Raw genomic sequence first — 12,469 nt, forward strand, 5'->3', positions numbered from 1 at the left:
TACCCCCCTACATATGTTCTCAGATAATAAAAAAGGAAAAGGCATCGACCCTAGTAATCAGCAAAATAGAATAAGTCAAGGCACAAAGATTGTTGGAGATATTATCTCTCAAGGAGGTTTTAGGATTGATGGAGAAGTAGAAGGGAACATTAATACCCCTAATAAAGTCGTTATCGGTAAAACAGGTGTTGTAAAAGGCTCTTTAATCTGTAAAGATGCTGACATCGAAGGTTTTATAGAAGGCACCATACAAGTAAGTAGTTTACTATCTATAAAGTCCAGTGCGCGTATAGAAGGAGAGGTTACCGTAGAGAAGCTTGCTGTAGAGCCAGGAGCAACCTTCAATGCCTCTTGCGATATGAAAGGCAATTTAAAATCGATTGCAAAAGATGGTAAAAAACAAGGAGAAAAAAGCGCTTAAAAATTGGGCAGTTTTTTCTAGTATAGGGTTGCAAATGGGATTGACTATTTTTTTAGGAAATGTCCTTGGAGCCTGGTTAGATCAAAAATTTGAAACCTCTTTTCTTGAAGAAACTACCACCCTTATTGCTGTTTTTGCCTCTATGTTTCTTATTATTTATCGGGTAAATAGACTTAATAAAGAATGATAAAGCAAATAGGAGTGTATAGTATTTCTTTTATACTAATATCACTGATAGGTTATTATACACATATTTTTTTATTTCCCAATATCACTATTGAAAGTCCAATCCCATTAAGCAAAGTGTATGCTTTTTTTACTGGTTTTGCGTTAGCTGTTTGTGTACAACTTTTAGTGCTCTCAAAAATAGAGAAATTTAAAGATCAATTGGGATTTTTGTATTTGGTTAGTATTGTTTTAAAAATGATTCTATTTTTTGTTGTCTTCTATAAGCAGATTTTTACAGGGGGAGCTTTTACAAACACAGAAGGCATTAACCTTTTGATTCCCATTATTTTAACACTCTTCATAGAAATCTTTTTCATACGTAAAATATTGAAAAACATAGGTGCTTTAAAAAATGCCGAATAAGGTGTTTTTAGTCAAAAAATAATACCTATCTTTGCGCCGAATTTTAGACCTCATTATTCGGATCATAAAGGAATTATAAAGGAATGAAGGTAGTATCAAAAACAATTACATCTCTGAGTCTTATTTTATTGGTATCTCTTTCTGCTTTCGCGAAAGCGGATAAAAAAGATACTGAAAATAATCAAGGAGATCCTGTAAATACCCCTGACGAAATCAGTGAATATATCCAACATCACGTTAAGGATTCTCATGATTTTCACATGTTTTCATATTTTTCTGATGGAGAAGAGCACCACGTTGGTTTTCCACTTCCTGTAATATTGTGGGGAGAAAATGGATTAACTGCATTTATGTCTTCTGCTTTTCATCATGATGATGAAGGAAAAGAAGTAGTAGAAAGTGGAGGAAGCCGATTTGTAAGACTTCACAATAAGATTTATGAATTAAATCCTGGCGCAACAGAAGTTAAAATTGATGAAGAAACACATCACGCTACAAACGCTTCTGAGCCAATTGATCTATCGATCACAAAAAGTGTATTTGGTATTCTACTTATAGGTTTAATTATGTTCCTTCTTTTTGGAGGTTTAGCAAAGCAGTATAAAACTAAAAAAGTTCCGACAGGAGTGGGAAGAATTTTAGAACCACTTGTATTATACGTTCGTGATGAAATAGCAAAACCAAATATTGGTCCTAAGTACAGACAATTTACAGGATACTTAATGACCGTATTCTTTTTTATCTGGATATTGAACTTAATGGGATTAACTCCATTTGGTTTTAACGTAACAGGACAACTTGCTGTAACGGCAGCACTTGCTATAATTACATTAGTTGTATACTTATTTAGTAGTAACGGTCATTTCTGGAGTCACCAATTATGGATGCCAGGGGTACCTTATTTATTACGCCCACTACTCGCTATTATTGAGCTTGCAGGAACACTTATCATTAAGCCGTTCTCATTAATGGTACGTTTATTTGCAAACATTACAGCGGGGCATATTGTAGTGATGAGTCTTATTGCAATTGGAATTACCATGCAAGAGCAAATGACAGTTGTAGGATCTACACTTTTATCATTTGTATTATCATTATTTATTACCCTTATAGAAGTTCTTGTGGCGTTCCTACAAGCTTATATATTTACGATGCTCTCAGCTTTATTTATCGGAATGGCCGTAGAGGAGCCAGAGCATCACTAGAAATCGAATTTATTTTTTAACTATATATATTTAAATTATGTCTTTAGCAATTCTTCAAGAAGTAGCAGCCAATCCATTACCGCTAGTAGGTGCTGGTTTAATCGTGATCGGAGCCGGAATCGGTTTAGGTCAAATCGGTAGAGGTGCAATGGAAGGGATAGCTCGTCAACCAGAAGCATCTGGAAAAATCCAAACTGCGATGATTATTATCGCCGCACTTTTGGAAGGACTTGCATTCGCAGCGATTTTCCTCGGATAATCGTAAATGAATTTCATTTTCCTGCAACGGTTGGTTGCAGGAAAATGTTTTTAAATTATAGTTTTAAAGAACACAACATATTATGGATCAATTATTAGACAATTTTTCACTATACTTATTTGTTAAGCAGCTTTTACTTTTTCTTGTTCTTATATTTTTATTAGTAAAATTTGCGTGGAAACCCATTCTTACGGCCTTAAATGATCGTGAAGAAAGTATTCAAGGAGCTCTTGATGCAGCTGAGGATGCCAAAAAGGAAATGCAAAATCTTCAAGCAGATAATGAAAAATTAATCAAAGAAGCCCGTGCCGAACGCGAAGCGATGCTTAAAGATGCTCGTGAGATCAAAACAAAAATGATCGAAGATGCCAAAGGTGAAGCAAAAGCTGAAGCAGACAAAATGATCGCTCAAGCACAAGCAGCTATTGAGGCTGAGCGTAAATCAGCGATCGCAGATATTAAAAATCAAGTAGCATCTCTTTCTGTAGAAATTGCAGAAAAAGTTGTAAAGCACGAATTATCTGACAAGAAAAAGCAATTAGGTCTTGTAGACGAGATGCTAAGTCAAGCCACTTTAAACTAAACCAATATGGGTAGTACAAGAGCAGCCATACGATATGCAAAAGCAGTCCTTGATCTTTCTAAAGATTCAGGCACTACAGACGCTGTCCTTCAGGATATGAAAGATATTGCAGCAACCCTAACAGGAAGTAAAGATCTTCGTGTAGCATTGCAAAGCCCTGTGATCAAAGCAGAAGATAAAAGAGCTGTTTTAAAAGATGTATTTAAAGGATCTTCAAAGGCAACTACAGGTCTTATTGACATCTTAATTGATAATAATCGAGTTCACATATTATCAAATGTAGCTACGAGTTTTGTAGATCTATACAACAAAAGCCAAGGAGTACAAATGGCAACAGTTACAACAGCTATAGCGATATCTCCAGAGATTGAAGCAAAAGTACTGGCAAAAGTAACAGAGCTAACAGGAAGTACAGATGTACGATTAGATAATATTATTGATGAGAGTATCATCGGTGGTTTTATACTACGTACGGGGGATACACAATACAATGCAAGTATCGCAAGCCAGTTAGGTAGATTAAAAAGAGAATTTAGTAATAGTATATAATTAAATTTCACTCATGTGAAATGTATCCTGAGTCTAGACAAAGGGTCAACCAATAAATACATATAAAATGGCAGAAGTTAAACCAGCAGAAGTTTCAGCAATTTTAAAGAAGCAACTTTCAGGATTCGAAGCATCGGCTTCTCTTGACGAAGTAGGAACCGTATTAACCGTAGGTGATGGTATTGCCCGTGTGTATGGACTTGCTAACGCTCAATACGGAGAATTAGTAGAGTTTGAAAGCGGTCTTGAAGCTATCGTCTTAAACCTTGAAGAAGATAATGTAGGAGTTGTACTTCTAGGAGCTTCTACAGCGATTAAAGAAGGAGATACTGTAAAGCGTACACAGCGTATTGCTTCTATTAACGTAGGAGAAGGTATTGTAGGACGTGTTGTTAACACCCTAGGACTTCCTATAGATGGTAAAGGTCCTATCGAAGGAAAAACATACGAAATGCCATTGGAGCGTAAAGCACCAGGGGTTATCTTCCGTGAGCCGGTAACTGAGCCATTACAAACAGGTATTAAGTCTATTGATGCGATGATTCCTGTAGGTAGAGGACAACGTGAGTTGGTGATTGGTGACCGTCAAACTGGAAAATCTACGGTTTGTATTGACACCATCCTTAATCAAAAAGAATTTTACGATGCTGGTGAGCCAGTATATTGTATATATGTAGCGATCGGGCAAAAAGCTTCTACCGTAGCAAATATTGCTCAAGTATTAGATGACGCAGGAGCACTTGCGTATACAACCATCGTTGCAGCAAACGCATCAGATCCAGCAGCAATGCAGGTATATGCACCTTTTGCAGGAGCAGCGATTGGAGAGTATTTCCGTGATACAGGTCGTCCAGCGTTAATCATTTATGACGATTTATCTAAGCAAGCTGTTGCGTATCGTGAGGTATCTCTATTATTACGTCGTCCACCAGGACGTGAGGCGTATCCTGGAGATGTATTTTACCTTCACTCAAGATTATTAGAGCGTGCTGCAAAGGTTATTAATGATGATAACATTGCAAAAGACATGAATGATCTTCCTGATAGTTTAAAAGCTATCGTAAAAGGAGGAGGTTCATTGACGGCACTTCCTATCATTGAGACACAAGCGGGTGACGTATCTGCCTATATCCCAACCAACGTAATTTCGATTACAGATGGTCAGATCTTCTTAGATGGAGATTTATTTAACTCTGGTGTACGTCCAGCAATTAACGTAGGTATCTCGGTATCACGTGTAGGAGGTAACGCTCAGATTAAATCAATGAAGAAAGTATCTGGTACGTTAAAATTAGACCAAGCAGCTTTCCGTGAATTGGAAGCATTTGCTAAGTTTGGATCAGACCTTGATGCAGCGACATTAAATGTAATTGAAAAAGGAAAACGTAACGTAGAGATATTAAAGCAACCAGAAAACACTCCTTTTAAGGTAGAAGATCAGATTGCTATTATTTATGCAGGTTCTAAAAACTTATTACGTAGTGTACCTGTAAACAAGGTAAAAGAATTTGAAGCAGAATACTTAGAGTTTTTGAATGCAAAGCATAGAGGTATCCTAGATACACTAAAAGCAGGAAAACTTACAGATGAGGTGACAGATACATTAGTAGCTGTTGCAAAAGACTTATCTGCTAAGTATAATTAATCTCCGCGAAGGCAGAGAACTCGTGAAACTATAACAGGTTTTGTTTATGAGCTTTCGCGAAAGCGGAAAAAGTTATGAGTTCGGAGTTATAAGTTCAGAGTTTTGAACGGATACTAGTAGAGTGAATAACTTATATATTGAAATTATGGGTTTTAAGGATAGTCCTATAAGAATTAAAAGCTTTGCTTTTGCTTGTGAAATTGTTCACTATTGCGATACATTGAAAGAGAATCGGGATTTTGAATTAGCTTCTCAGTTACTTAAAAGTGGTACGAGTATAGGAGCAAATACCAGAGAAGCCCAGCGTGGAGTCAGTACGAAAGACTTCAAAAATAAATTTGGAATTGCTCTCAAAGAAGCAGACGAAACGATGTATTGGTTAGAAATACTCGAAGCAACTGATAGAGAAGTTCCAGCAGGAATGAAGAATAGATGTGAAGAGTTAATACGTATTTTGGTTTCAATTATCAAAAACTCATAACTCATAACTCATAAACTCTGAACTCAGAAATGGCAAACTTAAAGGAAATAAGAAATAGAATCTCCTCCGTATCTTCTACGATGCAGATTACGAGTGCCATGAAAATGGTATCTGCTGCAAAATTGAAGAAAGCGCAGGATGCCATCACAGCGATGCGCCCTTATTCAGATAAGCTCACAGAGCTTTTACAGAATTTAAGTGCAGGACTAGATGGAGATTCTGGAAGTAATTATGCAGATAATCGCGAGGTGAATAAAGTGCTTATTGTAGCCATTTCATCTAACCGTGGTCTTGCAGGTGCTTTTAACTCAAATATTATAAAAGAAGCAAAGCGATTAGCAGAAGTTACGTATGCTAATAAAGAAGTTAGTTTTATTACTATTGGTAAGAAAGCCAACGATATTATTAGAAAATCGCATACAGTGACTACTAATAATAATCAGATTTTTGATGAGCTTACTTTTGATAACGTATCAGCTATTGCAGAAGACTTAATGGAGCGTTTTGCCTCTGGTGAAGTAGATAAGATTGAAATTATCTACAATAAGTTCAAAAATGCCGCTACGCAAATCGTGACAACAGAGCAATTCTTACCTATTTTACCTATAGAAACAGAAAATGCGTCTAATGCAGATTATATTTTTGAGCCTTCAAAAGGAGAAATTGTGGAAGGTTTGATTCCTAAAGCACTAAAAACACAATTGTTTAAAGGAATACGCGATTCTGTAGCGAGTGAGCACGGAGCACGTATGACAGCGATGCACAAAGCAACAGATAACGCAACAGAGCTTAGAGATGCGCTTAAATTACAATATAACAAAGCACGTCAAGCGGCTATTACAAACGAAATCTTAGAGATCGTAGGAGGAGCTGAAGCACTTAATAATTAGTCCTTGTAAAGGCAGATATCTCTGACTAGAGAACCTTTAAAACACTTAGTTTACTATAATTAAATCCCAATCTTGAAAAAGATTGGGATTTTTCTGTTACTCCCCATATCTAGTGGTGTTTTCTATGTTTTTTCTTGTTATTCAGTGGTTTTAATTTGGAAACAATTATCGGGACTCACTGGTTTTGGGCGTATCGCCTATATATTTACAGCTCTTTCTTCACAAATATTTTGGTTTGAGTTATACCCCTCGAGATGTACAATTCCTCGGGGGGTATCTTTTTATTCCCGCCCTTCGGCTCCGCTCAGGATAAATTCCGGCGGGAATCTCATTATCATGAATCCAGAACTTTATTATCCTCTTTTGATAATGCTTAAGATAAACTCTGGCGATTATCTCATACTTATACAATCAGGATCTTTTTTTTGTTAAGATGTAAATCCCCAAATCGTAGTACAGGAATCTTTATGGTCTTTATTCGAGAGATCTTTTGAATAAAAGAGCGTTTGTTTGATAAGTGGTTTTATAACTATAGTAAACACAGATGCAGTGTTTGCTTGCTTTTACATAGAATGTACGTAAAGTATAGTTTTAGTTGTTTATAGGGCTTTAAAATGAGTTTTACTCATAGCACACACTTTTTTCTAAAGTCTTGTAGTATTGTATGCTTTCGCGAAAGCATATATAACACCTCTTGTATTCAAATATAAAGGAAACAATGATCGGTATTCACTGGTTTTATGAAGGTTGGGAATATATTTACATCACTTTCTTCACAAATATTTTGGTTTGAGTGATACCCTCGAGATCTACAATTCCTCGGGGGTATCTTTATTAGTGAAACGCTGTTTTGTAAAGTCTGAAAGACACATTCAAAATAGCTAGTTGAACTAATCCTGCTTTTTTCAGCGGGATCTATGGTTTAATGCCTCGACCCTTGGGTCGATTTTCAGGATCCAGGACTTGCCCTGGGGTTTAATACCTTTTATTAAAGCCCCTCTAGGATGCTCAAGATAAATTTCAACCTCAATCTTATCATAGTTCAGTGTGGAACTTCTTTCGCGAAAGCGCCCAACAAAAATAGATTCTGTAGAATAGATAGCGGCGTTGTATCGTGTTGTTTTATTTAAAATGTAACAAACGATCATAATCTATTCTTAATTAGAACATATTCACATTTCTCTCTGCTATATTTGAAACTCATCAATAAAGAATTAAATGAAAAATCACATCTTATTTTGCGCAATATTCTGCGTATTTTTTTATCAAAACGGATTTAGTCAATTGGAAAAAGGAGATCGATTATTCACAGTTACATTGGCTCCCTACCCCACAACGTCCAACGGAGAAAAAGATTTCGGTATGATCGTAAAAGCAGATGCTGAGTTTTTACTAACGAATCGTTTATCTTTTGTGACGAGTGGATTTTATTCTAACAATACAACATTTGACAATGTCAGTGGGATTTCATTTAATGCCTTTGGGATCGTTCCTTCTTTGCAATATTATGCTATGAATAAAGAAAAATGGTCTGTATATGGACTTGCGGGCTATGGTTTTGGTTTTACAGATAGGAATTTTAGAGGTTCTCAAAATAGTGCCATTACGGTGGTCACATTGGGTGCAGGAGTACACTATAAGCTGAAAAACAAATGGTATTTGAAGTTTCAACTCCCCTATTTTAAAGCGCAAAATATATCATTTGGTTTCACAGAAGTAGAAGGTATCGCTCCATTTATTGGGGTGAGTTACCTATTATAATGGCATCATAATATATTATGTATAGTTTTCTATATAATAGAAATACAACATCTATAATTTTGTTACTTTTAACGTGTTAAAACCCTTGCCTTTTTGAGCACACTTAAAAATCTTTTTAAGCACACATTTGTTTACGGTCTTGCAACAATATTGCCTAGACTTCTTACGGTGCTATTAACTCCGATTCTAACAACATATCTAGATACCGAAGTAGACTTTGGAGAAGTATCACTTTTGTTCACATATATGCTGTTGCTTAACGTAATTCTCACCTACGGGATGGAAACGTCCTTCTTTAGATTTTATAATGAAGAAGGAAATTCACAAAGAGCGCTTAGTACAGCATTATGGATTTTATGTATCTCTACACTTATATTTGTGCTTATTTCTTTTTTGGGTCTTAAACAGATAGCAACGACAACAAATATTGATGCAAAATATTGGCGTTGGGTGATTGGTGTTGTAGCCTTTGATACACTTATGGTGATTCCTTTTGCTTATATGAGAGTGCAAGGGAAAGCCCTAAAATATACATTTATTAAGTTAATTAATGTTGTTATTTCTGTAGGATCGGTTGCTTTATTTTTAATGGCAACTCAGAAAATGACTGCAACTTTCTCTTGGCTTTCTTCTGATAAAGTAGAATTGTATTTTATTGCTTTTTTTATGGCGAGTGGACTCACCCTCTTGCTAGTGAGTAAGCCTTATTTTAAGCGTATTTCATTTGATAGCAGATTATTAAAAAAAATGCTTTTCTATGGTTGGCCTATTTTGCTTGCAGGTATTGCGTTTGCTGTGAATGGTGCCTTTGACAAAGTACTTCTTCAGTGGATGTTGCCTCTTAGTGAAGATGCCGCAAAAGAGCAAGTAGGAATTTATACCGCTTGTTACAGATTGGCTGTTGGAATGACCCTATATGCTACAGCTTTTAGGTTAGGAGTAGAGCCTTTTTTCTTTAGTCAGGCCAAAGAGAAAAATGCTTCAGAACAGTATGCGATGATCACCAAAGCATTTGTAGTACTAGGCGCTGTTGCACTGGTCTTATATGTTGTATTAGTCGACATCATCAAACCTATTTTAGTAACAAAACCTTCCTATTGGGAGGCCATGGATGTGGTTCCTTTGATTTTATTCTCTTTTTTCTTTTTTGGAATTTATCAAACACTATCCGTTTGGTACAAAGTGACTGATAAAACAAGATATGGCGCTTACATTTCTATCTCAGGAGCGATCCTTACGATTGTTATTAATGTCGTATTTATTCCTTCCATGGGTTATATGGCGAGTGCTATTGCAACGTGTGTTACATATGCTTTTATGATGGTTTTGTCGTATGTAATAGGAAAAAAACACATGCCTATTCCGTATGATCTCAAAAATATCTGCTTGTATCTTATTTTGTCAGTAGGTTTTTCGGCTGTTTTCTTTTATATTTTGAGAGATTATTTTGGAATAGGAAGTCTACCACTTTATCTTGCAGGAATCACTATGACAGCTATTTTAATAGGTGTTATTTGGTATAAAGAACAAGCTTTGTTAGCAAGAATATTAAGAATAAGAAAGGAATAATGAACGTAAAAATTATCAATACATCAAGCCACGCCTTACCACATTATGAAACCATTGCTAGTGCAGGAATGGATTTGCGGGCACATATTTCAGATCCGATTACTATGGGTCCACTTGAACGGGCTATTGTTCCTACAGGGCTTTTTATAGAGCTTCCTGTGGGTGTAGAAGCACAAGTGCGTCCAAGAAGCGGGCTAGCCGCAAAAAAAGGCATTACAGTTCTTAATGCACCAGGGACGATTGATGCAGATTATAGAGGGGAAGTAGGCGTGATTTTAGTCAATCTTTCTAATGAACCGTTTACCATAGAAAATGGCGAGCGTATTGCACAAATGGTGATCGCTCGACATGAACAGGCTACATGGGAAGAAGTTACAGAACTTTCAAATACTGAAAGAGGTGCTGGAGGGTTTGGAAGTACGGGTACCAAATAAAAACATACATGCTATGAAAAAAATTCTTTTATTATTTTTTGTTTTTTCTAGTTCTTTAGGTTTTTCTCAAGAAGATCAAGTTGAGTTTAAAAAAATAACAGAAGGTGCATGTGATAGACTCTCAAATGTTTCCCTGAATCTTCCAAGAGAAGAACGATATGCGCTTATTAAACAAGAGATAACAGCGGCTATTTTAGAGCAACAAGTGTCTAATACGTTGCTTGGAGACGTGACAAAGGTATTGGACTCTCTCATACAGAATAAGGCTTTTGAAAAAACAGATACGTTAACACTTCCGGGAAAACGAAATGTGATTGTAGTAGATAAAGACTATGAAAAAATAGAAGAGTCTCTCCTTAGGAATTGTGAACGTATGAAATTACTTATGACCAATGACGAAGTAAGTTCTGAGGTTTCTGTGTCTGATAAGAAAAAAGCTCTAGAATTATATGATGAAGGTCAAGTCTTTTTTCAGAAAGGCGAGTATGATAATGCCATAAAAAGTTATAAAAAAGCACTTCGGAAGGATAAAAACTTTGCCTTTGCTTGGGATATGTTAGGATATAGTTACCGTAAAAACGAAAATTATGAAGAAGCCATAAAAGCATATGATAAATCACTGGCTCTTGATCCCAAAGGGAAAATGCCTTTGACAAACAAACCTATTGCCTATGCGATGCTTGGAAATCTTGACAAAGCAATAGAAGCATATCAAGACTATATTACTCTTTTTCCTGAAGATCCAGAAGGATATTATGGGATCGGCAGAATCTATCACGCAAAAGGGGATTATGAAAACGCACTAGATGCTACTATGAATGCATATATCCTGTATAAAAAAATACAATCCCCGTACGTAAGAGATGCAGAGGCAAACCTAAGCATGTATTATGGGGAACTAAAAGAAAAGAACAAACTAGACATTTGGAATAAAGCAGCAAAGAAATACAACATACAAATAACAGATTAAAATAGTACTAATCAACGTAAGATTCCCACTTTCATGGGGATGAAAATAAACCCCGTTTAAGCGGGCATACATATGAAAATAATAGTCCCAATGGCTGGACGCGGTAGTCGTCTTCGCCCACACAGTTTAACCGTACCAAAACCCTTAATTCCTGTGGCTGGACAGCCCATTGTACACCGATTGGTACGTGATATCGCCAAAGTATTAAACCAACCCATAGAAGAGATTGCCTTTGTATTAGGAGATCCCGCATGGTTTGGAGATGAGGTGGTAGGTAGTTTGGTCGATTTAGCCGAAAGCCTAGGCGCTATGCCGTCTATCTATCGTCAGGATCAACCCTTAGGAACAGGTCATGCCATTATGAGTGCAGCAGAGTCTCTTTCGGGCCCTGCCGTGATCGCTTATGCCGATACCCTTATACGTGCCGAGTTTGATCTAGACCCAGATGCAGATAGCGTTATCTGGACAAAAAAGGTGGACAACCCAGAAGCATTTGGTGTGGTAAAACTAAACGAAAAACAAGAAATTATCGAGCTGGTAGAAAAACCAGAAACCTTTGTTTCTGATCAAGCCGTGATCGGAATTTATTACTTTAAAGACGTAGCCGTTCTTAAAGACAAACTTCAGGAAATCCTAGACGAAAATATTATGAATGGTGGCGAATACCAGATTAATGACGGGATTAAAAAAATGATGGCAGAAGGCCGTGTCTTTAAAACAGGAACCGTAGATGAGTGGATGGATTGCGGAAATAAAGCGGTAACCGTAGAAACCAATGGTAGAATGCTTCAGTTTTTACATGATGATGGAGAGGAGCAATTGGTATCAGATAGTGCTATTTTAGAAAACGCAAGCATTATTCCGCCTTGTTACATATCAGAAAATGTAGTCTTACGCAATGTTACCATAGGTCCTAACGTTTCAGTAGGAGCTGGCACGGTGATTGAGGACAGTACGGTCAAGAATAGTTTGATTCAATCGCATAGTGTCATTAAAAACGTACAGCTAGATCAAGCCATGATTGGAAACCATGTAAAATATAATGGGAAGTTTACCCAAGTAAGCCTAGGAGACTATACCGTTTTAGAATAGCAAGCCTTTTAGGCAAGAA

15 protein-coding genes are annotated in these 12,469 nt (G+C 36.6%); all 15 read left to right on the forward strand.

Features of this window, described 5'->3' with window-relative positions:
- Window positions 1-13 precede the first annotated feature (13 nt).
- Window positions 14-421, forward strand: coding sequence for a bactofilin family protein (locus ACFO3O_RS07750; RefSeq protein WP_379978020.1), 408 nt, complete (start codon window positions 14-16; stop codon window positions 419-421).
- A complete protein-coding gene (locus ACFO3O_RS07755; protein WP_379978021.1) occupies window positions 390-608 on the forward strand; it encodes an AtpZ/AtpI family protein in 219 nt (72 codons plus the stop codon). Before ACFO3O_RS07750 ends, ACFO3O_RS07755 begins: the two co-directional genes overlap by 32 nt.
- Window positions 605-1,012, forward strand: a complete 408-nt coding sequence (locus ACFO3O_RS07760; protein ID WP_379978022.1) for a DUF6168 family protein — start codon at window positions 605-607, stop codon at window positions 1,010-1,012. The genes ACFO3O_RS07755 and ACFO3O_RS07760 overlap by 4 nt, the downstream gene beginning before the upstream one ends.
- Window positions 1,013-1,095: 83 nt before the next feature.
- Window positions 1,096-2,217, forward strand: coding sequence for a F0F1 ATP synthase subunit A (gene atpB, locus ACFO3O_RS07765; protein ID WP_379978023.1), 1,122 nt, complete (start codon window positions 1,096-1,098; stop codon window positions 2,215-2,217).
- A gap of 37 nt (window positions 2,218-2,254) precedes the next feature.
- Window positions 2,255-2,476: an ATP synthase F0 subunit C gene (atpE, locus tag ACFO3O_RS07770; protein WP_379978024.1), complete on the forward strand. Its 222-nt coding sequence runs from the start codon at window positions 2,255-2,257 to the stop codon at window positions 2,474-2,476.
- A gap of 82 nt (window positions 2,477-2,558) precedes the next feature.
- Window positions 2,559-3,059 (forward strand): F0F1 ATP synthase subunit B, encoded by a 501-nt coding sequence (locus ACFO3O_RS07775; RefSeq protein ID WP_379978025.1) that lies wholly within the window; start codon window positions 2,559-2,561, stop codon window positions 3,057-3,059.
- A 6-nt stretch (window positions 3,060-3,065) separates the two neighbouring features.
- The gene (gene atpH / locus ACFO3O_RS07780) at window positions 3,066-3,608 is read left to right on the forward strand and encodes an ATP synthase F1 subunit delta (RefSeq protein WP_379978026.1); all 543 of its coding nucleotides are present in this window, start codon (window positions 3,066-3,068) and stop codon (window positions 3,606-3,608) included.
- A 67-nt stretch (window positions 3,609-3,675) separates the two neighbouring features.
- On the forward strand, window positions 3,676-5,253 hold the full coding sequence (atpA, locus tag ACFO3O_RS07785; protein ID WP_379978027.1) for a F0F1 ATP synthase subunit alpha: 1,578 nt from the start codon (window positions 3,676-3,678) through the stop codon (window positions 5,251-5,253).
- Between the two features lie 145 nt (window positions 5,254-5,398).
- A complete protein-coding gene (locus ACFO3O_RS07790) occupies window positions 5,399-5,734 on the forward strand; it encodes a four helix bundle protein (RefSeq protein ID WP_379978028.1) in 336 nt (111 codons plus the stop codon).
- Between the two features lie 29 nt (window positions 5,735-5,763).
- Window positions 5,764-6,624, forward strand: a complete 861-nt coding sequence (gene atpG / locus ACFO3O_RS07795; protein WP_379978029.1) for an ATP synthase F1 subunit gamma — start codon at window positions 5,764-5,766, stop codon at window positions 6,622-6,624.
- A gap of 1,218 nt (window positions 6,625-7,842) precedes the next feature.
- Window positions 7,843-8,385 carry an outer membrane beta-barrel protein gene (locus tag ACFO3O_RS07800; RefSeq protein WP_379978030.1) on the forward strand — a complete coding sequence of 181 codons (543 nt, stop codon included), beginning with the start codon at window positions 7,843-7,845 and terminating at the stop codon, window positions 8,383-8,385.
- Between the two features lie 93 nt (window positions 8,386-8,478).
- A complete protein-coding gene (locus tag ACFO3O_RS07805) occupies window positions 8,479-9,954 on the forward strand; it encodes an oligosaccharide flippase family protein (protein WP_379978031.1) in 1,476 nt (491 codons plus the stop codon).
- The gene (dut, locus tag ACFO3O_RS07810) at window positions 9,954-10,388 is read left to right on the forward strand and encodes a dUTP diphosphatase (protein ID WP_379978032.1); all 435 of its coding nucleotides are present in this window, start codon (window positions 9,954-9,956) and stop codon (window positions 10,386-10,388) included. Before ACFO3O_RS07805 ends, dut begins: the two co-directional genes overlap by 1 nt.
- 13 nt (window positions 10,389-10,401) lie before the next feature.
- Complete coding sequence (locus tag ACFO3O_RS07815; protein ID WP_379978033.1) at window positions 10,402-11,358, forward strand: tetratricopeptide repeat protein; 957 nt, start codon at window positions 10,402-10,404, stop codon at window positions 11,356-11,358.
- A 72-nt stretch (window positions 11,359-11,430) separates the two neighbouring features.
- Entirely contained in the window at window positions 11,431-12,450 is a 1,020-nt protein-coding gene (locus tag ACFO3O_RS07820) for a sugar nucleotidyltransferase (protein ID WP_379978034.1), read from the forward strand.
- Window positions 12,451-12,469: the final 19 nt, after the last annotated feature.

Origin of the sequence: Dokdonia ponticola (genome assembly GCF_042653865.1) — a bacterium.
Taxonomy (GTDB): domain Bacteria; phylum Bacteroidota; class Bacteroidia; order Flavobacteriales; family Flavobacteriaceae; genus Dokdonia; species Dokdonia ponticola.